Origin of the sequence: Streptomyces sp. NBC_01508, assembly GCF_045040315.1 — a bacterium.
Taxonomy (GTDB): Bacteria; Actinomycetota; Actinomycetes; order Streptomycetales; family Streptomycetaceae; genus Streptomyces.
Window position 1 is genome coordinate 5,638,530 of sequence record NZ_CP109419.1, and the last position, 20,965, is coordinate 5,659,494.

Sequence of the window (20,965 nt, forward strand, 5' to 3'; positions counted from 1 at the left end):
CGCGTGCAACACCGCACAGCATCTTGTCGAGTGTGGAGGGGATCGCATGACCGCACCGGTCTTCGAGGAGTACGAACCCGCTTGCGACTGCCCCTGTGGCGGATGCGCCGAGCAACGCCGCCGACTGGCCCAGGGCCTGTCCCTGCGCGCCGGCGGCCACCCCGCCGCGCACGGCGCACGCCGCGCCCTCGTCCTCGCCACCGCGGCCGGTGTCGCCCTCGGTGCCACCGGTGTGGGCGCGGGCGAGGCCGACGCGGACGCCGTCGTCGGCACCGCGCGGGCGGACGAGGTCGCGGCGCCGGCCGCGGCGGGGTCCGTCGCGGCGCCGGTGGCCGAGCCGGATCCCGCGACGCCGCAGGGCGCGAGCGGCCCGCTGTACGGGCCGCCCCCATCGGCGGGACCGTCGCCGGACGTCTCGGTCGACACGCTGCACAAGACCAGCCGCGCGGACATCATCAACCGCGCCAAGCTGTGGGTGAACGCGAAGGTCCCCTACTCCATGACGAAGTACTGGTCCGACGGCTACCGCCAGGACTGCTCGGGCTATGTCTCGATGGCCTGGAACCTGGACGGCAACGAGTGGACGGGGAGCCTGTCCCGCTTCGGCACCCGGATCGCCAGGGACGACCTCCAGCCCGGCGACATGCTGCTGTTCCATAACCCGTCCGACCCCACCAAGGGGTCACACGTGACGATCTTCGGCGGCTGGACGGACTACACGCACACGTACTACCTCGCGTACGAGCAGGCGAAGCCGAGCACGCGCGCCCAGTCCACGCCGATGGCGTATTGGAACAATTCGGCGAATTACGTCGCGTACCGCTACAAGGGCGTGACCGGAGGCACCGGCGGCAGTACGGCGCAGACGCCGAAGCCGGTGGCCTTCCCCGGCGCGAAGTCCTTCGGGCCCGGCGCCGACAACGCGCACGTGACCCGGCTCGGCGAGATGCTCACCGGCCGGGGCGGCGGGCGCTTCTACGGCGTCGGCCCCGGACCCCGGTGGGGCGAGGCCGACCGGCGCGCCACCGAGGCGTTCCAGCGGGCGCAGGGCTGGCGGGGCGCGGAGGCCGACGGGCTGCCGGGGCCGGACACCTGGCGCCACCTCGTGAACGGACTCGGCAAGGACATCCCGGCGGCGGGCGCGGCCGGTCCCGGCGGTACGAGCGCGCGGCCGGTGTTCCCCGGGGCGGACCGGTTCCGGCCGGGCCGGACCGGCACGCACGTCACCCGGCTCGGCCACCGGCTGGTCGAGCGCGGCTACGGCAGGCACTACGCCTCGGGCCCCGGTCCGAGGTGGGGCGAGGCCGACCGGCGCAACGTCGAGGACTTCCAACGGGCGCAGGGCTGGCGCGGCAGCGCGGCTGACGGGTACCCCGGCCCCGAGACTTGGCGACGACTCTTCGCATGACGACGGAGGCACGGATGACCACACAGACATCGCAACCGAACGGCAGCGGCGACGGGCAGATGCTGCGGGGCGCGCCGGCGCTCCGGGCGGCGGCACGCAACGCGCTGACGGCACGAGGACCGGCGGAGTCCGAAGCCCCGGCCGAGCCCCCGGAGGCAGGCCCGGACGGCTGGAACGAGGCCGGCTGGGACCAGAACGTACGCCTCCTGGCGGGACCACCGACGGAGCCCGCGCCACCGCCCGAGACCGAGACCGAGACCGAGACGGAGACGGAGACGGAGACGGAGCCCGAGACCGGGTTCGGGCCGGAGGCTTGCTACGGGGGGCCGGTGCCCGAGGTGGCCGACGTGGTGGAGTGGGCGTCGGAGCCGGAACTCGTGTCGGTGGAGCTGCCGGCGGAGACGGCTGTTTCGCTGCTCAAGTCCGGTGCGGAGCCGGAGCTGGAGCCCGTACCGGTGGTGGCCGGGTCGGTGGGCGACGCGACGGAGCCGGTACGGACCGGGGCGGAAGCTGCCTGGTTCGAGCCCGGCGTGGAGTCGAGGACCAGGACGGCCCTGGCCGCGTACGCCGACCCGCAGACCTGCCCCGAGCGGGAGCCGGAGTCGGTGCGCGAGGCCGCCGACGTACCGCATTCGCGGGGTGAGTCCTGGGCGCTGCCCACGGAGGGTGGGGAGACGGGCGCTGACGAGGCGGGCGGCACGGAGCCGGCCGGCGGGGCCGTCGGCACGGCCGTGACCGATGACGATCAGGTGGCGCCGGAGGCCGAACCGGTCGAACCGGTCGACGACGACCTGCGGATCCGCGACGAGGGCGTGGGCGACGGCGGCCTGCCGGCCCCGGCCACCGGCCCGGCCGGTCCGGTGATCCGTGACGAGGGCGTGGGCGACGACGCTTCCTCGGTACCGGGCACCGCGCCGGTCGTGCCGAGTGGGATCCCCGCACCCGTGGGGGACGTCTCCGTGCGCGCCGGGTCCGGCGCCGCCGTTCCGACCCGGGCCGACCTCACCTTCGACAGTCACCGGTGGAGCCCGCTGATCGTCGGCGAGGCCACCCACGAGATCCCCGTCCATCTCCTCTTCCGCGACGACGACACGCACGGCGCGGCCCAGGGCGCGGCGCTCGGCCCGGTGGCCGGACGCCCGCGTGTCCGGCGTGCGCCGGCCGTCCCCACTCCGGTCGCCCCGCCGATGCTGGCACCCACCGCGGCCTCGCGGCCCGCGACTCCCGTGGACACCAAGCTGGTCGAGCGGCCCGGTCCCACGCTGCCCGGCTGGACCGCGGCGCTCGTCGGTGTCGTCGGGCTGCTCTCCTGCGTGGCGGTGCTCTGGTGGGTGGGGGCCGTGCCCGAGACGCTGACCGACATGTTCGGGCTGGCCTCGAAGCCGTACTACGGCATCGGCATCGGGATGTGGGCGCTGCTCACCGTCGCCGTGACGCTCACGCTCTTCGCCTTCGGCGGGCTCGGCCGCGGCCGGGTCGGTCACGCCTGGGTGCTGACGCTGTTCGGCGAGTACCGGGGGAGCGTGCGCCGTACGGGACTCCTGTGGGTCAGCCCGCTGCTGCTGCGCCGGCGTGTGGACGTACGGCTGAGGCACTGGCGCAGTGAGCCGATGCCCGCGGTCGACGCGAACGGTACGGCGCTGCGCGTCGTCGTCCTGGTGGTCTGGCGGGTCAGGGACACCGTGCGGGCGGCGCTCGGGGTGCGTGACCACGAGGAGTATCTGCGCGAGCAGGTCGAGGCGGCGATGGCGCGGGTGCTCTCCCAACTGCCCGCCGACGCCTTCCACGAGGCCGCGCCGACGCTGCGTAACGCCGAGGTCGTCGGCGAGGCGCTGACCCGGATGCTGTCGGCCGAGTGCCGGCCTGTCGGGCTCGACGTCTTCTCGGCGCAGCCGACGCGGATCGAGTACGCGCCGGAGATCTCGGCGGCGATGCAGCGCAGCCGGATCGCGGCGATCGACGCCAGGCACCGGGACACGGTGCTGACATCGGTGGTGGACGCGGTGGACGACACGGTGCACCGGCTCACGTCGCGGGGGCTGGTGGAGTTGGACGACTACGAGCGCAAGGTGCTGGTGAAGGATCTGACCGTCGCGTTCTACACGGGCAGGCACGGTCTGAACGAGGGCAACTGACCGTCGTCCAAGCGCCGATGATTGGTCTGGACCTTTCTTGGTCGTTGTTATGGACACGCTCAACGTCCGTCAATACTCTGGGACTTGGTCTAGACCTGATTGCGCAGTCAGAGTCACCGCACGAACTCCCCACGGTCCCTGGAGCGAGAGCATGCGAAAGAAGAGAATCAGCGCCGCCGTACTCGGTCTCGCGGTGGCAGGCGTGTCCCTGCTCGCCACCGGCAGTGCGAGCAGCCACGGCTACACCGACTCACCGATCAGCCGCCAGAAGCTGTGTGCCAACGGCACCGTCACCGGATGCGGAGGCATCCAGTACGAGCCGCAGAGTGTCGAGGGGCTCAAGGGCTTCCCGGCCGCGGGTCCCGCCGACGGAAAGATCTGCGCGGGTGGCAACGGTGGGTTCGCGCAGCTCGACGACCCGCGTGGCGGCAACTGGCCCGCCACCAACGTCACGGCCGGTCAGGGCTACAGCTTCCGCTGGCAGTTCACCGCCCGGCACTCCACGTCCGACTTCCGCTACTACATCACCAAGAACGGATGGGACTCGACCAAGCCGCTCACCCGCGCGGCCCTCGACCCGCAGCCGTTCATGACCGTGCCGTACGGCAACAAGCAGCCGCCGGCCACGCTCGTCCACCAGGGCACGATGCCTGCCCAGAAGACGGGGAAGCACATCGTCCTGGCCGTCTGGAACGTCGCGGACACGCCCAACGCGTTCTACGCCTGTTCAGACGTCAAGTTCTGATCCACCGAACGAGTTCAACCCGCACGAGTTCAACCAGTACCAATTCCATCAGCATGTGACCGGCGAGGGTCTGAATCATCGCTGACCTGGCCGGGCCGTCGTACGCGGGGTGTGTGCCGCAACCCGCGTACCGCGGCCCGGTCTTGGGCGTTCCCGGACTCTCCGGCCTTCCCGGCCCGAACGCGCCGGACCGGACGGTCAGATGGCCAGCGAGAGCACCACCGGCGCGGCACCCCGGTTGAGTGTGTCCGCCGCCGAGCGCAGCCGGTGCGCGTGCTCGATCGGCATCGACAGCGCCAGACAGCCGATCGCCGAACCCGCCGTGAGCGGCACCGCCGCGCAGACCGTGCCCACCGCGTACTCCTGGAGGTCCAGGGTCGGGACCGTCGCCGGCTGGCTGTCCAGCCTGGAGAACAGCAACCGCTCGCTGGTGATGGTCCGTGAGGTGAGGCGGGCGATCTTGTGCCGGGAGAGATGGTCCCGGCGGCTGTTCGGGTCGAGCTGGGTCAGCAGGCACTTGCCGATGGCGCTCGCGTGCGCCGCCGAGCGGAAGTCCACCCACTCGTTCACCGCGGGCGCGTCCGGCCCGTCGGCGTACTGCGTGATCCTGACCTCGCCGTCGATGTACCGGCTGATGTAGACCGCCGCACCGACCGAGTCGCGCAACTCGGCGAGCGTGTCCCGGAGTTTGGCCTCCAGGGCTTCCTCCCGGGTGCTGCCGGAGCCGAGCAGGACCAGCGATTCGCCCATGACGTACGCGCCGTCCGCGACCTGCTCCACATAGCCCTCGCGGCGCAACATCGCCAACAGCGGGGCGAGATGGCCGGTCGGCAGGCCCGTCTCGCGGGCGATCTGGGCGTCGGTGACGCCGCCGGTGTGCTTGGAGACCGTTTCGAGGACGCGCAGGACATAGTGCACCGAGTGGAACGGCGCGGTTGGCTCTGGCTTCAGCGCCACGGTTTCCCCCTAGCAGGTTGTGACCGCAAGCTTCCCTACCACGATAGCCGTCAAGAGCCCGTTCCGGGACGGCTGTTGAGCAGAATGACGACCGGTGGTAGCGGCCCCATCTGGGGCGTATCGCGCTGGCATATGCCAGCGTCACAACCTGGCCGGGACCGGCCGCGAGAACGGGGGAATCCGGTCCGTACGACCGGACCGGATTCCCCCGAATTCGGCGAGGTGAGCGCCCCCGTAACGCGCCGGGCGTACGCCTACAGCACGGCGCTCAGGAACTCCCGCGTGCGCTCGTGCTCCGGATCGCTGAAGATCTTCTCCGGCGGCCCCGACTCGATGACCCGTCCGGCGTCGAACATCAGTACGTCGTCGGATATGTCGCGTGCGAAGTTCATCTCGTGCGTCACACAGAGCATCGTGATGTCCGTCGTGCGGGCGATGTCGCGCAGCACGTCGAGCACGCCCGCGACCAGCTCCGGGTCGAGCGCCGAGGTGACCTCGTCCAGGAGCAGGACCTGGGGGCGCATCGCGAGCGCCCGCGCGATGGCCACCCGCTGCTGCTGCCCGCCCGAGAGCTGGCTCGGGTACGCGTCGCAGCGGTCCCCGAGTCCCACCAGGTCGAGCAGGCCGCGGGCCCGCTCGTCGGCCTCGTCCTTGGACAGGCCGAGCACATGCACCGGCGCCTCGGTGACGTTCCGCAGCACCTTCATGTTCGGGAAGAGGTTGAACTGCTGGAACACCATGCCGATGTTCTTGCGTACCTCACGGACGTGGCTCTCGCCGGCGGGGACGAGTTTGCCGTCCCTCTCCTGGTGCGTGAGGTAGTCACCGGCCACCTTGATGGTGCCCTCCTCCGGCCTGATCAGCGTCATCAGGAGTCTGAGGATCGTCGTCTTGCCCGATCCTGAGGCGCCGATCAGCGTCACGTGCTTGCCGGAGTTGACCGTGAAGTCCAGCGAGTCCAGGACCGTGTTGGCCCCGAAGCGCTTGGTGACCTTGTCGAAGCGGATCAGCTCGCTGCCGTCGGCGGCGGGATTGGCCGTTTCCTTGGAGGTGTTGAGGGGAGTGCTGTCAGCGGACAAGGCGACGCTCCAATGCTCGCATGAGAAGGGATGCCGGATAGGAGATGACGATGAAGGCCACACCCACGACGGTGAAGACCTCGACGGTCAGGAAGGTCTCGGAGGCGAACTGCCGTGCCTGGCCGAGCATTTCCAGCACTCCGATGACGAACAGCATCGGCGTGTCCTTCAGCATCGCGATGACGTAGTTGCCCAGCGCGGGCACGACGCGGCGGATCGCCTGCGGGAGGATCACCGCACCCCACGTGCGGGACCTCGGCAGACTGAGCGCCTTGGCCGCCTCCCACTGGCCGGCCGGGACGCCGTCGATGCCGGCCCGGTAGACCTCGGCGGTGTACGTCGAGTAGTGCAGGCCCAGGCCGACGACACCGGTGACCATGGCGCTGAGCGTGATACCCCACTCGGGGAGCACGTAGTAGAGGAAGAACAGCTGCACCAGCAGCGGGGTGTTGCGGACGAACTCGGTGATGACGTTCACCGGCCAGCGCACCACCGCCAGGCTGGATCGCTGGGCCATCGCCCAGACGAGACCGAGCGCGAAGGCGACCAGCGCGCCCAGGACCAGCGCCTGGAGCGTGATGAGCAGGCCGTCCCAGAACATCGGCATGAAGTCGCCGACCGCGGACCAGTTCCACTGCATCAGCGCTCACCTCCCGCGGTGGCCGTAACGGCGTCCCGCTTCTGCCGGGGGGCCGTGGCCTTGCGCCCGGCCCACCGTGACTTCTTCTCGGGGCGCTGGCCGATCCCGGCCTTCGCCTGCCGTTCGAGGACGCGCATACCGCGCGTCAGCACGAAGGCGAGCACGAAGTACATCAGCAGGATGATCGTGTAGACGGGCGCGCTCTGCCCCGTCGCGTTGCGCACCAGCGACGCACCGAAGGCGATGTCGGCCACGCCCATGATGGAGACCAGTGCCGTGCCCTTGAGCAGCTCGATCAGCAGGTTGTTGAACGGCGGGATCATCTCCGGCCAGGCCTGCGGCAGGACGATCTTCCGCAACTGCTGGGCGGGCGTGAAGCTCAGTGCGATCCCCGCCTCGCGCTGGGCCGGGGCCACGGCCTGCACCGCGCCGCGGACGACCTCGGAGCCGTACGCCCCGTACGTGAGCCCGAGCGCCAGCGTCGCCGCCCACAGCGGGACGAGCTGCCAGCCGAAGCCCAGCGGGAGCACGAAGAAGATCCAGAACATCAGGATCAGCGCGGATGTGCCGCGGAATATCTCGAAGTAGGCCCCGGATATGAAGCGCACGATCCACAGCCGGTGAGAACGTGCGAGCCCGACGACCAGCGCTACCACGGCGGCCAGCGCGGCGCTGAAGACCGTCAACTGGACGGTGATCCAGACACCTTCGAGGAGAAGTTTCCACAGGCCCCAGGTGATTTCACTCATGGCGCGCACTTCTCCTTCGCCGTGATGGTCGTCATCTGGTCCTTCGTGAAGCCGAAGGGCCGCATGATCTCCAGGAGTTCACCGCTCTTCTTGAGCTTGTGCAGCTCGCGGTTGAAGGCGTCGCGCAGGTTGGTCTCCGGTGAGCGGAAGGCGAAGCCGCCGACGTCGATGACGGGCTTGCCGTCGACGATCGGTGTGACCTCCTTGGTCGCCTCGGCCCGCGTGCTCTCGGCCTCCTTGATGACGTTGAACACCGTCACCGCCGTACCGGCGAAGACATCGACGCGGCCCTGCTCGACGGCGAGCAGCCCGGCCAGCTGGTCGGGCAGGGTCGTGATGCTCTTGACCCCGGCCTCCTGCGCGTAGCCGATCTCCGCGTAGCCGACGCCGGTCGCCATCCTGGCGCCGGCCTCGGCGATGTCCTTGTAGCTGTTGAGGTTCTTCGGGTTCCCCTTCTTCACGATGAACGCGTCGAGCATCTGATATTCGGGGTCCGCGAAGATGACCTGCTCGCAGCGTTCCGGGTTGATGTACATCCCGGCGGCGACCACATCGAACTGGAGCGAGTTCAGTCCGGTGATCAGCGAACCGAACTCGGTGGCGAAGGGCTGGACACTGTCCACGCCCAGCTCCTTGAAGACGCGGGTCGCGATGGCCGGGGCGGAGCCCGTCATCTCACCGTCCTTGCCGATGTAGCTGTACGGCTGCTCACCGGCCAGCCCGAGGCGTACGGTCCCCTTGGCGCGCAACTGGTCCAGGAGGGTCCCCCCGTCCCCGGCGTCGGCGGTGGCCACGCGGCTGCATCCGCTCGCGGCTCCGACCGCCCCCGCGACGCCGAGTGCCGCGGCACCAGCGAGCAGCGAACGGCGCCGGAGCCCTCTTCCTGTGATCCCGGTGTTTCCTGTGGTGTTCCCCTGTAGTGGAGCCATAGGCGCGCGGCTACCCGGATCGGCCGAGGGTATGCGGATCATTTTCGGACCGACATGCCTATCGTTACCCGCGCGGAGGCGGCTCCCTCCGGCCCGGCATTCGCACGGCCGGGGCGGGTATTCATGGCCGGACACAGGCTGAACCGAACCGACGAGAAGGGCGCGAAGAACCTATGAGCGACCGCTTCATCGAAGTGTCCCTGGACAGGCGCGGTGTGCGCTGCACCGCCAAGCTCCTCGACGACCTGGCCCCGATCACCTGCGCCGCGGTGTGGGACGCGCTGCCGCTGGGCGGTGACGTCTACCACGCGAAGTACGCGCGCAACGAGATCTACGCGCTGATGCCCGGATTCGCCGCGCAGGAGCCGCCGCTGGAGAACCCAACGGTCACCCCCATTCCGGGCGATCTGTGCTATTTCACCTTCTCGGACACGGTGCTGGGCACCACGTCGTACGGCTACGAGGAGCAGGCCGCCCACCGGGGGCGGCGCACCGTCGTCGACCTCGCGCTGTTCTACGAGCGCAACAACCTGCTGATCAACGGCGATACGGGATGGGTTCCCGGGATCGTCTGGGGCTCGGTGGTGGAAGGGCTGGACGAGATGGCGGCGGCGTGCCAGGACCTGTGGCGGGCCGGCGCGGTCGGCGAGACGCTGAACTTCCGGCGGGCCTGAGCGCGGGGGTCCGCCCGGCGGGCCGGTCCGTCCGCAATCGCCGGACGGGCTCAAAAAGAGCCCGTCCGGCGATTGCGGACAAGGCCGAGCACAAGGCCGAGCACAAGGCCTACGCGCCGGTCGGCGCCGGGAGCGACGTCGCGCCCGACTCGTGGAGCGCGTGTGCCGCCCGCATCACCAGCGCGTCCGCGTGGCGCGCGCCGACCAGTTGGAGGCCGATCGGCAGCCCGTCCTCGTCCACCCCGCACGGCACCGTCGCCGCGGGCTGCTGGGTCAGGTTGAAGGGGTACGTGAACGGGGTCCACCCGGTCCAGCGGCGGTGACCCGAGCCCTTCGGGGTCTCGACGCCCGCCTCGAAGGCGGTGATCGGCAGTGTGGGCGTGACCAGCAGGTCGTACGTCTCGTGGAACCGGCCGAGCCGCCTGCCCAGCTCCATCCGCGCGTCCACGGCCGCCAGATAGTCCAGCGCGCTCGCCCGCGACCCCGTCGCCACGATCTCCCGCAGCCCCGGGTCGAGCAGCGCGCGCTGCTCCTCGTTCAGCGACTGCGTCACCCGCGCCGCGCCCGTGAACCACAGCGTGTGGAACGCCTCCACCGGGTCCGAGATGTCCGGGTCGGCCTCCTCGATGTACGCGCCCAGCTCGGCGAGCCGCCCCACCCCGCGCCGTACCGCCGCCGCGACCGAGGGCCGCACGGCCACCTGGCCGCCGAACGACGGCGAGTACGCGATCCGCAGCCCCGCGACGCCCTCCGGCAGGGCGGCGGTGACACCCGGTGCCGGGGCGAGCTGCGACCAGTCGCGCCAGTCCGCGCCGCTGACGACGTCGAGCAGCAGCGCCGCGTCGGCGGCGTCGCGCGCCATCGGACCGGCGTGCGCCAGCGTGCCGAACGCGCTGGACGGGAAGAGCGGGATGCGCCCGTAGGTGGGTTTGAGCCCGAAGATGCCGCAGAACGACGCGGGGATCCGGACCGAGCCGCCGCCGTCGGTGCCGATCGACAGCGGACCCGCGCCGAGCGCGACCGCCGCCGCGCTGCCGCCGCTCGACCCGCCGGCCGTCCGGGACAGGTCGTACGGATTACGGGTCACCCCGCTCAGCGGCGAGTCCGTCACGCCCTTCCAGCCGAACTCCGGCGTCGTCGTCTTGCCGATGAGGACCGCGCCGTGCTCGCGCAGCCGCGCCACGGCGGGCGCGTCGTCCGGCCAGGGACCGGCCGGGTCGATGGTCCGCGTACCGCGCAGGGTCGGCCCGCCGCGCTGGAGGAACATGTCCTTCACGGAGACGGGGACCCCGTCGAGCAGCCCCTGCGGCTCCTTTCTGTGCCACCGGCCGGTCGACGCCTCCGCGGCGGCCAGCGCCTCGTCGGCGTTCACCCGGACGAAGGCGTTGACGAGGGGTTCGACCGCCTCGATCCGGTCCAGCGCGGCGCGCACCGCGTCGACCGGCGAGAAGTCGCCCTTCTCGTAGCCGGCCAGCAGCTGTCGTGCGGTGAGATCGGTGAGGAACATGGTCTCAGTCATGCATGGGGACGTACCCACGTTTCTTGTCCACCACGTGAGGCAGTGGCTTCCCGGACGCCCAGATGTCGTAAAGCCCGACGAACTGCTCGCCCAGTCGGTCGCGCCAGCCGACGGTGTCACCGCTCATGTGCGGCGACACGATCAGGCCCGGCACGTCCCACAGCCGGCTCTGCGGATCGAGCGGCTCCGCCTCGAAGACATCGAGGGCGGCGCCCGCGATCCAGCGCTTGGACACGGCGTCCACCAGCGCGTCCTCGTCGACCAGCGCACCGCGCCCCACATTGATGAAGCGCGCCGACGGCTGCATCAGACCGAAGCGCCGCGCGTCGAACATGCCGCGCGTGCTCTCGGTGAGCGGCGCCGCGCAGATCACCCAGTCGGAGCGGGTCAGCAGCCGGTCCAACTGGTCGGCGCCGTGGATTCCCGGGCGCGCGGTGCGGCCGGTGACCGCCACCGTCACGCCGAGCGCCTTCAGGGTCCCGGCGACCGCCCGGCCGATCGGACCCGCGCCGACGACGGTCGCGTGGCTGCCGGCGACCCGCAGCCCCTCGCGGTGGCGCCAGCGCCGCTGACGCTGGAGTTCGAGCGTTCCCGGCAGATCCTTGGCCATGGCAAGGACAAGACTTGCCACGTATTCGGCAATGGGCTCCTCGAAGATGCCGCGGGCGTTCGTGACCAGTGTTTCGGAGTTGATCAACTCGGGGCAGAGCAGCCGGTCCACGCCGGCGCTGGCCGTGTGCACCCAGCCCGGCCGCGGGCCGTCCCCCGGCCAGGCCAGCCGGATCGCGTCGGAGGTGAAGTCCCAAGCCAACAAAACGTCGGCCAGAGGGAGTTGAGCGGCGAGCGAGGAGTCGTCCGCGTACATGATCCGGGCCCGGCCGGTCAGCCGGCCGAGGCGCGGCGGCGGGTCGGAACCCAGGACGAGAAGGGTCGGTTCGGCCATCGGGAGAGCCCTTCTGAGCGGGGCGGGGATTTCCCCGAGGAAAATTCGGTGCAACGTATTTCCTGTGCGGATTGACCACGCTCGCATTCAGCTCCTACCGTCGTCAACAACAGCCAAAGGGGGCCGTGCGATGGATGTCTCCTTTCTGGGCGGGCCACAGCCGCAGCGTGGTGTCGGTGTGGTCGCCCCATTCGATTTCGCTCTCGACCGCGAACTCTGGCGTTGGATGCCTGACGAGATCTCGCTGCGCCTGACGAGGACCCCGTACGTCCCCGTCGAGGTGTCGCTGGACCTGGCCAGGCTCGTGAGTGAGCACGAGACCCTCGGAGAGGCGGTGCGGGCCCTGGGCGCGTCCGAACCGGAAGTGATCGCGTACGCCTGCACATCGGGCAGCTTCGTCGGCGGTATCGGCGGCGAGCGGGCCATGTGCGAGGCGATGGACAGAGCGGGCGAGGTCCCCTCGCTCACCACGTCGGGCGCGCTGCTGGAGGCGCTCGAAGAGCTGGGCGCGAGACGGATCGCGCTGGTCACGCCCTATACGGAGTCGGTCACCGAGTCACTGGAGGAGTACCTGGCGGAGGCCGGGGTAACTGTCACGGGTCGCGCCTTTCTGGGGCTGACCCGGCACATCTGGAAGGTGCCGTACCGGTCGGTCGTGGACATGGCGCGGCAGGCCGTCGTCGGTGCGGCCGACGCGCTGTTCATCAGCTGTACGAACCTGCCGACGTACGACGCGATCCCGCAGTTGGAGGCCGAGCTGAGGATGCCGGTGCTGTCGGCGAACCAGGTCACGATGTGGGCGGCGCTGCGCAGAATCGGCGCGCACGCGGTCGGCCCGTACCAGGGCCTGCTGCTCGACCCGCCTCCGGTGCGCCACGTGCCTACGCTGGAGGGGATGGGAGAAATCCCTGAGATCCACGAGATCCCGGAGATTTCCGGGATCGGCGACATCCCCGGCATCGCGGAGATGGAGCGGATGGAACCGGTCCAGCAGATGCGGGACATTCAGCCGGTCCAGCCCGGCGAGTGGGCGCAGCCCTCCCAGCCGGACGCTCCGACCGAGGAACAGGAAGGGTGGACATGACGACCGTCGGACTTCTCTACCCCGGCCACTCCGCCGAGGACGACTACCCCCGTCTGGAGATGCTCTTCGACAGTGACATCAGACTGCCCCTCGTCCACACCGACATCGGCGAGGACGCCCACCGGGTCGACGCGCTCCTGGAAATGGGCTCGGCGCGGCGGCTGGCGGACGGCGTCGAGGAGCTGCGGATGGCGGGCGCCGAGTCCGTGGTCTGGGCGTGTACGAGCGGCAGCTTCGTGTACGGCTGGGAGGGCGCGCACGAGCAGGCCCGCAAACTGGCGCTGGAGGCGGGGCTGCCGGCTTCGAGCACGTCCTTCGCCTTCGCGCACGCGGTCCAGGCGCTGGGCGCGAAGCGGGTCGCGGTCGCCGCGACCTACCCCGAGGACGTCGCGGGCTACTTCACCGCCTTCCTGAAGTCGGCGGGCGTCGAGGTGGTCTCCACCCGGGGCAGCGGCATCATCACGGCGGCCGAGGTCGGCACCTGGGGCCGGGACGAAGTACTCGCCCTGGCCCGCGAGGGCGACCACCCGGACGCGGAGGTGGTCCTCCTGCCGGACACGGCGCTGCACACGGCGGCGTACCTCCCGGAGCTGGAGGAGACCCGGGGCAAACCGGTCCTCACCGCGAACCAGGTGACGGTCTGGGAGGGCCTGCGGCTGGTGGAGCGGCGGGCGTGGGCCCCGAAGCTGGGGAAGCTGTTCGCGACCCGGGTCTGAGCCCGCGACCGGGTGGTGCCCTCGGTCCGGCGGGCGGGCCTGTCGAGCCCGCCCGGTGGACCGGAGGGCGGAACCCGGTCCGGCGGGAATAAAACGGAGCCGACCTCCTGTTGATCCGGGCTGTACCTACATCCCGCTCAGAAGGGCTCGCACCGGTGGTTGACGCAATTCGAGGCACCGCGCAGGGCAGCGCGCCCGTGCCGCTGTCCGTGCTGGATCTGGTCACCGTCGGCAGCGGGAGCACCGCGCGGCAGGCCCTGCGGACCAGCGTCGAGATCGCCAAGCTCGGCGAGCGCCGGGGCTACCACCGGCACTGGGTCGCCGAGCACCACTCGATGCCCGGCGTCGCCTCCTCGTCGCCCGCTGTGATCCTGGCCCATCTCGCCGCCCACACCGAGCGCATCCGGCTCGGTTCGGGCGGCGTCATGCTGCCCAACCACGCGCCGCTCGTCATCGCCGAGCAGTTCGGCACCCTGGAGGCCCTCGCTCCCGGGCGGGTCGACCTCGGGCTCGGCCGGGCGCCCGGCACCGACGGGGCCACGGCCGCCGCGCTGCGCCGTACCGACCGGCCGGGCGAGGGCGCCGACGAGTTCCCGCAGCAGCTCGCCGAGCTGACCCGCTTCCTGGACGACGACTTCCCGGACGGGCACCCGTACGCCCGGATCCACGCCGTACCCGGCCCCGTCCAGGGCCCCGCCGCCCGGCCGCCGCTGTGGCTCCTCGGCTCCTCCGGGTTCAGCGCCCAGCTCGCCGCCAGGCTCGGGCTGCCGTTCGCCTTCGCGCACCACTTCTCGGCGCAGAACACCATCCCCGCGCTGGACCTCTACCGCGAGTCCTTCCGGCCGTCCGCCGTGCTCGACGCCCCGTACGCGCTGATCGGCGTCGCCGCCCTCGCCGCCGAGGACGAGAACGAGGCCCGCCGCCAGGTGCTGACCGGCGCGCTGTCGATGCTGCGCCTGCGCACCGGGCGCCCCGGCCTCGTCCCGACGCCCGACGAGGCTCAGGCGTACCGCTTCAGCCCGCAGGAGCGGGAATTCGTGGACGGCTGGCTGGCGAACATCGTGCACGGCACCCCGGACGCCGTGCGCGCCGGACTGGACGACCTCCACAAGCGCACCGGCGCCGACGAGTTGATGCTCACCGCCAACGCCCACGGCGGCGACGCGCGGCTGCGCAGCTACGGTCTGATCGCCGATGCCTACGGCCTGCCCGCCTGACCGACGGCGGTGGGTGGCGGCGTTCCAGGTGTCCTCGGTGTCCCCGGTGTCCCCGAGGCTTCCGTGACCGGGACCCGCGGCCGGACGTGCGGTGTCAGCGCCGCCACCACCGCCGTGACGAGGAACGCCGCCGGCGGCGTCCAGAACTCGGCTCGGGGGGCGGGCCGCGCCGGTACTTCCACCGGGCGCTGGGCGCGACGCCCGACGCGTACCGCCGCACCTTCCGCGTCAGCCGCTGACGGCGGGCGGTCTGCGGGCGCGCGGCTCAGACCTTGAGCGGTCTGACCCCGATCATCTCCGCGATCCGCTCCGGCGCCACCGCTCGCGAGTACAGCCAGCCCTGCCCGGTGTCGCACCCGATCCGGCGCAGCCGCGCGGCCTGGCCCGCCGTCTCCACGCACTCCGCCGTGACCGTGAGGCCGAGCCGGTGCGCGAGATGGACCAGCGTCTCGACGATCGTCTCGTCCGCCGGATTGGGGTGGACGCCCTCGTCGTAACGGAAGCCGCGGACGAAGGAGCCGTCCAGCTTCAGTACGGAGACGGGCAGCCGGCTCAGATAGGCCAGGTTCGAGTAGCCGGTGCCGAAGTCGTCGATGGCGATGCGCACGCCCATGTCACTCAGTGCCTGGAGCGCCTGGAGGGGGCGGCCCGCCGAGCCCATCACCGCGGACTCGGTCAGCTCCAGTTGCAGCAGATGCGGCGCCAGCCCCGTCTCGGCGAGGATCGCGGCCACGTCCGCCACCAGGTCGGAGTCCCAGACCTGCCGTACGGCGACGTTGACGCTCACGAACAGCGGCCGGTCCGCCGGGTGGTCCCGCTGCCACTGACGGGCCTGGAGACAGGCCGTACGCAGCACCCACCGCCCGAGCTGCACGATCGAGCCGTCCTCCTCCGCGATCCCGATGAAGCGGTTGGGCGCGAGGATGCCGAACTGCGGGTGGTTCCAGCGCACCAGCGCCTCCACGCCCCGTACGACTCCGTCCGCCATCCCCACCAGCGGCTGGTACTGGAGGACGAACTCCTCGCGCTCGACGGCCGGGCGCAGCGTGGACGCCAGCGCCTGGCGGGTCATCCGGTGCGCGTTGCGCTCCGGGTCGAAGAGGGTCCAGCGCGCCTTGCCGTCCGCCTTCGCCCAGTAGAGCGTGGTGTCGGCGACCTGCATCAGACCGGTGGGTGTCGTGCCGTCGGCGGTCCGTTCGACCACGCCGATGGACGCCGAGACGGAGAGCCGCTGCCCGGCCAGGTCGAACGGGAGCTGGAGCGCGGCGAGTACGGCGCGGGCGAGGTCGGCGAGCTGTTCCGTACCGGACGAGTCCTCGACCAGGATCGCGAACTCGTCGCCGCCGAGGCGCGCGACGAGGTGGCTGCCGCCGCGGCTGTGGCCGTCCGTGGCGGCGCACTCGGTGAGCCGGCCCGCGACGGCGGCGAGCAGCCGGTCCCCGACGCGGTGCCCGAGGGTGTCGTTGACGGCCTTGAAGCCGTCCAGATCCAGATAGCAGAGACCGATCCGCCCTGTTCTGCCATGGTCGTACGACGATTCGAGCGCGGTCGACAGCCGCTCGAAGAACAGCGTGCGGTTGGGCAGCCGGGTCACCGGGTCGTGCATCTGGAGATGGCGGAGCCTGGCCTGGAGTTCGCGCCGCTCGCTGATGTCCGTGAGGGAGAGCAGGACGCTGCCGCCGTCGGGCAGGGGCGCGACGGTGACCTCGGCCCACAGCGCGCGGCCGTCGGGGTGCTTGAGGCGGCGGGTGCAGCGGAAGCGGGAGCGACGGCCGCGCAGCACTTCCTGGTACGCGTGCCAGGTCCGGTCGTCGGAGGCGAGGTCGACCAGGTCGGCGGCGGCGCGGTCGCGCAGCGAGGCGCGTGCGGTGCCGACCAGTTCGGCGAGGGCGTCGTTGGCGGTGACGACGGTGCCGCGCCGGTCCACGACGGCCATGGGGAGCTGGGCCGCGTTGAAGGCGGCGCGGTAGTCGCGCTGTTCCTGCCGCCGGCGGTGCTCTTGCTGGTCGTGCTGCTTCTGCTGTCTCTGCTGTTGCTGTTGCTGCTGGTGGTCGCGCGCCTCGGGGTCGAGGAGGGGGTGATCGGGGCGCGCGTGGTACCGGTCGTCCTGTATGGCCAGAGCGTGACACTCGGTGACTGACGGCGTGGCGGAGTGGGGCGCCGCGACTGCCGCAGGCTGGGGCCCTTCGGAGGTTCCGCTCACGGCTCGCTCCCGCAGTGCAGTGGTGTCGTACAGGGGTGTGATTCGGGATGATCGGCGCAGGAAAGTGTGCCGATCATAGAGGCAGGCCGGTCGGCCGTTCCAGCTCCCCCGTGGTGAACCCGGGGGCGCGAAGTCGACGCCAGGTGGCCGGACGATCGTTTCTGCTCGTCTGTGGCGCGACCTGTCTCCGTCCTGATCGGTTGTGACTTTCGGTGATCCGTGGAGTGTGTGTCGGGGGTGTCGGCCCGCTCACCCAACTGGGCCAGCGGAACAGGGCGTAACGCTACAAAAAGACACAAGGTGGGTGAGCTGTCCCGCATTCCGCAGCCGGAGGTCTACGTGGAGCGTCGCCCGACACCCGGGGGAGTGGACCGGCCGCGCCTGCGCAGAACGGCTGCGGCCTTCACCTCGCTCGTCGCGGTCGCCGCCACGTCACTGGTGGCCGGCCCCGCCGTGGCCGCCAACTCCGCCGGGCCGTGCGCCCTGCCGCGTACCACCGCGCACCACTCGCTCGGCCTCGACACCTGGAACGCCTCCTACCCGCGCCCGGCCAGGACCCTCGACGCGGTCATGGTCTTCCTGTCCTTCCCCGACGCGGCGCCGCGGACCGGGCCCGCCGAGCTGGTGGCCGACCACTTCCCCGCGACCAGCAGGTTCTTCGAGCGGGCCTCGTACGGGAAATTCGCGCTGCGCCCGCATCCCCGGCTCCAGTGGGTCGAGATGCCGCGGGCCTCCACCGACTACGCCATAAAGCGCGACTGGGAGCCGTCGATGCGTACGGCGTATCTGCGGGACGCGCTGGCGGTCGCCGATCCGTTGATCGACTTCTCGCGGTACGACATCGTCTATCTGGTCGCCGACCCGGACGCGCCCGGCGTGGACTCCGACGCGACGAAGGTGGTCAACTTCGATCACCCCATGAGCGCGGACGGCACGGACATCAAGCGTGTCGTCACCGTCTTCGAGCGGCACCCGCCGGACCGCAACGTGCTGGCCCACGAGACCGGGCACGTCTTCGACCTGCCCGACCTCTACCACCGGCCGACCGACGGCAAGGGCGACTGGGACACCCACGTCGGCGACTGGGATGTGATGGGCAGTCAATTCGGCCTGGCGCCGGACCTGTTCGGCTGGCACAAGTGGAAACTGGGCTGGCTCGAACGGCGGCAGGTGAGCTGTGTGAAGCCCACGGGCAGCAGCATGCTCACCCTGGAACCGCTGGACGCCACACCCCCGGTCGGCGCGAGCGCCGGGACCCGGCTCGCGGTGGTCAGGACCGGCGCGCACTCGGTCCTGGCGATCGAGGCGCGCGGCTCGACCGGGAACGACGCGACCACCTGCACCGAGGGCGTACTGATCTACCGGGTGCGGGGCGAGGCGGAGTCCGGCGACGGCCCCATCGAGGTGGTGGACGCGCACCCGGACAGCGAGGCCTGCTGGGACCAGTCGGTCTACCCGCCGCTGGCGGACGCGCCCTTGGGGGTCGGGGAGACGTTCACGGTGCCGGGGGAGGGCACGAGGGTGGAGGTGGCCGACCGTACGCGGACGGGAGCGTGGACGGTCAAGGTGACGACAGGGGCGGGAGCGGTCGCGGAGGTACGGGCGGACGTGCGGGCGGGTGCGTGAAACACGAGAAAGCCCCTCGCTCTCGCGAGGGGCTTTCCCTGTCTGTGCGCCGCCAGGGACTCGAACCCCGGACCCGCTGATTAAGAGTCAGCTGCTCTAACCAACTGAGCTAGCGGCGCCTGCTGACGTCGTAGACCTTAGCACCAGGATCGGTGCGAAGAAAAATCGATATGACAGGCCCCGGAAGGCGCTGGTGCGCTGCTCAGGGGCGGGGAACCCGGCAGGCTCAGGGGCGCGAACCCGGCAGGCCGCGCACCGCGCCGGCCGCGAGGCGGGTGACCGGTCGCCGCAGGGTGGGACGGCTCGCCCGTACGCACGCCCACAGCAGCACCTCGGGACCCGGCAGCCACGGATGGCGGGTGTCGGGGGCCACCACCCAGCGCGGGGCCGGGCCGCTGCCGGGGACCAGTGAGGGGACGGTCACCGCGTCGCCGGAACCGTGGCAGAGCAGCGGCGGAACGGCCGGCGCCGCGCCCTCCGGCGCCGAGCGCCCCCACTCCTCCCAGGACAGCAGCGACGGCAGTCGCTGGGCGGCGCCGGGCGCAGCGAACAGCATCATCCGCCCCCGGTGCGTGGCGACCGGCCCGGAGCCCGGTCCCTCGGACCACAGCCGGTCGAGCATGCGCCTGCCGAAGATCGCGGGCACGTTCACGACATCGAATACGGCACCGCAGGGCAGTACACCGGGGGCGGTCGGCCGGGCCTCCCAGAGGGAGAGCGTGGAGCGGGGGTACGGCCCTGCGGAGGCGAGCCAGCCGGCGCCGGCGGCGGTGACCTGCGCGGCGTGGTGGCGGCCCTCCTCGCGGAGATAGGTGAAGATGTCGGTCCGGCGCTCGTCGTCGCAGGCGCCCGGACTCAGGGGGGACTCATCTCGCAGCCATGCGCTCATGGCGAATACATCTACCTGGAGTGACGGTCCCGTTCCTGGGAGTTGCCGGAAACCGGGACAGGGTGGTGCGGGTAGGCGTAACCTACGGCCCGGCATATGCCAGACGGACCCCGTCCGGTCACTCCCCGGGCCTGCGCCCGATCCGCAGCAGATCGCGCCCGAACTCCACCATCTTCCTGGCGTAGTCCTCGGTCCACTCGGCCCGTTCGGCGATGTCCGCGTGAGTGAGTCGGTCGAACCGCCGCGGATCGGCGAGCTGTGCGGCGGCGACGGCCTGGAACTCCACGGCCCGGTCGGTCGCAGCCCGGAAGGCGAGCGTCAGCTCGGTGGCCCGGTCCAGCAGGGCGGCCGGATCGTCGATCGACTCCAGATCGAAGAAACGCTCCGGATCGGAGGCCGCCTCCGAGGGCTCGAACAGCAGCGGGGCGGGCCGCAGCCGTCGCTGACTCGACTCAAAATCCGCCATGTGTCCTCCTGCTGCTCCTGGTGCGGGCGTCTGTGAAGTCGCCCGTGAAGTCGTCCGTGTCGCTTCGGCCACCGTCCATTGTCCCGCCCCGCGCAAGGGGGCCTCAGACCCCGCCCGACGGCCTCGGACGGCCGTACGGTGGTCCCGGGCACGCTCAGTCGCCGTTCGGGCCGTCCGTGTCGTATCGGACGGCCCTGCCGACATGCGGTTCGAAGGCCGTGAGGACGCTCCAGCTCGCGCCGCCGTCCAGTCGCTTCCAGGTGGTCACGGGGCGGGAGTCCATCGTCACCCTCGCGCTGTTCCGGTCGGTCACGATCGAGATGCGCAGCCGCACCGGGCTGCCGGAGGAACTGCCACAGACAACGGTGAGCTTGCCGTGCGTGAACTCCTCGACCTCGTCGATCCGGGGAGCCGGCACCTTCTTGAGGGCGTGCAGCACGCTGTCGGTGAGCTGATAGGGAGTCGTGCCGGTGGGCACCGGGACGCGGATCTCGGCGGTGCACGGCACGAACGCGGCCTTCGCCGTCAGCGGCAGCCCGTGCCGTGCGGTCGTGCGTCGGGCGTTCCACGTGTTCGACGTGGCGATCGCGACGGCGAGGACGGCTCCCGCCGCAAGTCCGAAGAGCGTCCCTTGGAGCAGCGAGCCCGCCCAGGCGCTCGTGTCCTCCGATATGAGTACACCGGCCATGGCACCGCTGACGACGACGGCAGTCAGGACGGTGGACATGGCGCTGCGGCGCACGGTCGCGAGCCAGTAGCCGAGCATGTTCGAGTTTCGCGGTTCCTGTGTGAGGGGTGGACCGGGTCGGTGCCCGGCGGCCCCACGGGTTGCCGGGCACCGACCAAGTGGTGGCTCAGCCTAACCTCGGGCATTCCCGATGAGAACCGTCCATGGGCTGATCAAACAGGCCAGAAGCATCTCTGGGCTGTGACGACAAACCCCTCGAAGTTCCTGCTCGTCGCGAGAGGAAGCACCGCGGGCCGAG

Annotated in this window: 19 protein-coding genes and 1 tRNA gene; 8 read left to right on the plus strand and 12 right to left on the minus strand. The window is 71.1% G+C overall.

What is annotated here, in order from left to right:
• Nucleotides 1-46 precede the first annotated feature (46 nt).
• From OG700_RS26260 to OG700_RS26270, 3 genes are all read left to right on the plus strand, one after another.
• Entirely contained in the window at nucleotides 47-1,408 is a 1,362-nt protein-coding gene (locus tag OG700_RS26260) for a peptidoglycan-binding protein (RefSeq protein WP_405617605.1), read from the plus strand.
• A 14-nt stretch (nucleotides 1,409-1,422) separates the two neighbouring features.
• The gene (locus tag OG700_RS26265; RefSeq protein WP_405617607.1) at nucleotides 1,423-3,543 is read left to right on the plus strand and encodes an SPFH domain-containing protein; all 2,121 of its coding nucleotides are present in this window, start codon (nucleotides 1,423-1,425) and stop codon (nucleotides 3,541-3,543) included.
• A 151-nt stretch (nucleotides 3,544-3,694) separates the two neighbouring features.
• Nucleotides 3,695-4,288, plus strand: a complete 594-nt coding sequence (locus OG700_RS26270) for a lytic polysaccharide monooxygenase (RefSeq protein ID WP_405617609.1) — start codon at nucleotides 3,695-3,697, stop codon at nucleotides 4,286-4,288.
• 198 nt (nucleotides 4,289-4,486) lie between these two features.
• On the opposite strand, the gene OG700_RS26275 is transcribed toward OG700_RS26270, so the two are convergent.
• From OG700_RS26275 to ehuB, 5 genes are all read right to left on the minus strand, one after another.
• Entirely contained in the window at nucleotides 4,487-5,245 is a 759-nt protein-coding gene (locus OG700_RS26275) for an IclR family transcriptional regulator (protein WP_405617612.1), read from the minus strand.
• A 254-nt stretch (nucleotides 5,246-5,499) separates the two neighbouring features.
• Nucleotides 5,500-6,324, minus strand: coding sequence for an ectoine/hydroxyectoine ABC transporter ATP-binding protein EhuA (ehuA, locus tag OG700_RS26280; RefSeq protein ID WP_405617615.1), 825 nt, complete (start codon nucleotides 6,322-6,324; stop codon nucleotides 5,500-5,502).
• Nucleotides 6,314-6,964, minus strand: coding sequence for an ectoine/hydroxyectoine ABC transporter permease subunit EhuD (ehuD, locus tag OG700_RS26285; protein ID WP_405617617.1), 651 nt, complete (start codon nucleotides 6,962-6,964; stop codon nucleotides 6,314-6,316). The genes ehuA and ehuD overlap by 11 nt, the downstream gene beginning before the upstream one ends.
• Nucleotides 6,964-7,713 (minus strand): ectoine/hydroxyectoine ABC transporter permease subunit EhuC, encoded by a 750-nt coding sequence (gene ehuC, locus OG700_RS26290; RefSeq protein WP_405617619.1) that lies wholly within the window; start codon nucleotides 7,711-7,713, stop codon nucleotides 6,964-6,966. Before ehuC ends, ehuD begins: the two co-directional genes overlap by 1 nt.
• Complete coding sequence (ehuB, locus tag OG700_RS26295; protein WP_405617621.1) at nucleotides 7,710-8,642, minus strand: ectoine/hydroxyectoine ABC transporter substrate-binding protein EhuB; 933 nt, start codon at nucleotides 8,640-8,642, stop codon at nucleotides 7,710-7,712. Before ehuB ends, ehuC begins: the two co-directional genes overlap by 4 nt.
• Before the next feature lie 173 nt (nucleotides 8,643-8,815).
• On the opposite strand from ehuB, the gene OG700_RS26300 reads away from it, so the two are divergent.
• A complete protein-coding gene (locus OG700_RS26300; protein ID WP_405617623.1) occupies nucleotides 8,816-9,316 on the plus strand; it encodes a DUF3830 family protein in 501 nt (166 codons plus the stop codon).
• Nucleotides 9,317-9,425: 109 nt separating this feature from the next.
• Here OG700_RS26300 and OG700_RS26305 read toward each other — a convergent pair whose 3' ends face one another.
• Together OG700_RS26305 and OG700_RS26310 are read right to left on the minus strand one after the other, a co-directional pair.
• Nucleotides 9,426-10,835, minus strand: a complete 1,410-nt coding sequence (locus OG700_RS26305) for an amidase (RefSeq protein ID WP_405617625.1) — start codon at nucleotides 10,833-10,835, stop codon at nucleotides 9,426-9,428.
• Entirely contained in the window at nucleotides 10,828-11,778 is a 951-nt protein-coding gene (locus tag OG700_RS26310) for a D-2-hydroxyacid dehydrogenase (protein WP_405617627.1), read from the minus strand. Before OG700_RS26310 ends, OG700_RS26305 begins: the two co-directional genes overlap by 8 nt.
• A gap of 130 nt (nucleotides 11,779-11,908) precedes the next feature.
• Here OG700_RS26310 and OG700_RS26315 point away from each other — a divergent pair, with 130 nt between their 5' ends.
• The 3 genes from OG700_RS26315 to OG700_RS26325 all read left to right on the plus strand — a co-directional run bounded on the left by OG700_RS26315 (nucleotide 11,909) and on the right by OG700_RS26325 (nucleotide 14,795).
• The gene (locus OG700_RS26315) at nucleotides 11,909-12,862 is read left to right on the plus strand and encodes a decarboxylase (protein ID WP_405617629.1); all 954 of its coding nucleotides are present in this window, start codon (nucleotides 11,909-11,911) and stop codon (nucleotides 12,860-12,862) included.
• Complete coding sequence (locus OG700_RS26320) at nucleotides 12,859-13,578, plus strand: decarboxylase (RefSeq protein ID WP_405617631.1); 720 nt, start codon at nucleotides 12,859-12,861, stop codon at nucleotides 13,576-13,578. The genes OG700_RS26315 and OG700_RS26320 overlap by 4 nt, the downstream gene beginning before the upstream one ends.
• A gap of 155 nt (nucleotides 13,579-13,733) precedes the next feature.
• A complete protein-coding gene (locus OG700_RS26325; protein WP_405617633.1) occupies nucleotides 13,734-14,795 on the plus strand; it encodes an LLM class flavin-dependent oxidoreductase in 1,062 nt (353 codons plus the stop codon).
• A 265-nt stretch (nucleotides 14,796-15,060) separates the two neighbouring features.
• Here the strand turns inward: OG700_RS26325 and OG700_RS26330 are convergent, their stop codons facing one another.
• A complete protein-coding gene (locus OG700_RS26330) occupies nucleotides 15,061-16,998 on the minus strand; it encodes a putative bifunctional diguanylate cyclase/phosphodiesterase (protein ID WP_405617635.1) in 1,938 nt (645 codons plus the stop codon).
• A gap of 309 nt (nucleotides 16,999-17,307) precedes the next feature.
• Here OG700_RS26330 and OG700_RS26335 point away from each other — a divergent pair, with 309 nt between their 5' ends.
• Complete coding sequence (locus OG700_RS26335; protein ID WP_405621989.1) at nucleotides 17,308-18,624, plus strand: M6 family metalloprotease domain-containing protein; 1,317 nt, start codon at nucleotides 17,308-17,310, stop codon at nucleotides 18,622-18,624.
• Nucleotides 18,625-18,669: 45 nt separating this feature from the next.
• On the opposite strand, the gene OG700_RS26340 is transcribed toward OG700_RS26335, so the two are convergent.
• The 4 genes from OG700_RS26340 to OG700_RS26355 form a co-directional block, all read right to left on the minus strand.
• Nucleotides 18,670-18,743: transfer RNA gene (locus OG700_RS26340), tRNA-Lys, on the minus strand.
• 107 nt (nucleotides 18,744-18,850) lie between these two features.
• Entirely contained in the window at nucleotides 18,851-19,513 is a 663-nt protein-coding gene (locus tag OG700_RS26345; RefSeq protein WP_405617637.1) for a hypothetical protein, read from the minus strand.
• Between the two features lie 118 nt (nucleotides 19,514-19,631).
• Complete coding sequence (locus OG700_RS26350; RefSeq protein WP_405617639.1) at nucleotides 19,632-19,979, minus strand: hypothetical protein; 348 nt, start codon at nucleotides 19,977-19,979, stop codon at nucleotides 19,632-19,634.
• A gap of 154 nt (nucleotides 19,980-20,133) precedes the next feature.
• A complete protein-coding gene (locus OG700_RS26355; RefSeq protein WP_405617641.1) occupies nucleotides 20,134-20,745 on the minus strand; it encodes a hypothetical protein in 612 nt (203 codons plus the stop codon).
• Nucleotides 20,746-20,965: the final 220 nt, after the last annotated feature.

Excerpts from the sequence above, each read along its gene's own strand:
- OG700_RS26260 (WP_405617605.1), top strand. The coding sequence starts at position 47 with ATGACCGCACCGGTCTTCGAGGAGTACGAACCCGCTTGCGACTGCCCC.
- OG700_RS26265 (WP_405617607.1), top strand. The coding sequence starts at position 1,423 with ATGACCACACAGACATCGCAACCGAACGGCAGCGGCGACGGGCAGATG.
- OG700_RS26270 (WP_405617609.1), top strand. The coding sequence starts at position 3,695 with ATGCGAAAGAAGAGAATCAGCGCCGCCGTACTCGGTCTCGCGGTGGCA.
- ehuD (WP_405617617.1), bottom strand. The coding sequence starts at position 6,964 with ATGCAGTGGAACTGGTCCGCGGTCGGCGACTTCATGCCGATGTTCTGG.
- ehuC (WP_405617619.1), bottom strand. The coding sequence starts at position 7,713 with ATGAGTGAAATCACCTGGGGCCTGTGGAAACTTCTCCTCGAAGGTGTC.
- ehuB (WP_405617621.1), bottom strand. The coding sequence starts at position 8,642 with ATGGCTCCACTACAGGGGAACACCACAGGAAACACCGGGATCACAGGA.
- OG700_RS26300 (WP_405617623.1), top strand. The coding sequence starts at position 8,816 with ATGAGCGACCGCTTCATCGAAGTGTCCCTGGACAGGCGCGGTGTGCGC.
- OG700_RS26305 (WP_405617625.1), bottom strand. The coding sequence starts at position 10,835 with ATGACTGAGACCATGTTCCTCACCGATCTCACCGCACGACAGCTGCTG.
- OG700_RS26310 (WP_405617627.1), bottom strand. The coding sequence starts at position 11,778 with ATGGCCGAACCGACCCTTCTCGTCCTGGGTTCCGACCCGCCGCCGCGC.
- OG700_RS26315 (WP_405617629.1), top strand. The coding sequence starts at position 11,909 with ATGGATGTCTCCTTTCTGGGCGGGCCACAGCCGCAGCGTGGTGTCGGT.
- OG700_RS26320 (WP_405617631.1), top strand. The coding sequence starts at position 12,859 with ATGACGACCGTCGGACTTCTCTACCCCGGCCACTCCGCCGAGGACGAC.
- OG700_RS26345 (WP_405617637.1), bottom strand. The coding sequence starts at position 19,513 with ATGAGCGCATGGCTGCGAGATGAGTCCCCCCTGAGTCCGGGCGCCTGC.
- OG700_RS26350 (WP_405617639.1), bottom strand. The coding sequence starts at position 19,979 with ATGGCGGATTTTGAGTCGAGTCAGCGACGGCTGCGGCCCGCCCCGCTG.
- OG700_RS26355 (WP_405617641.1), bottom strand. The coding sequence starts at position 20,745 with ATGCTCGGCTACTGGCTCGCGACCGTGCGCCGCAGCGCCATGTCCACC.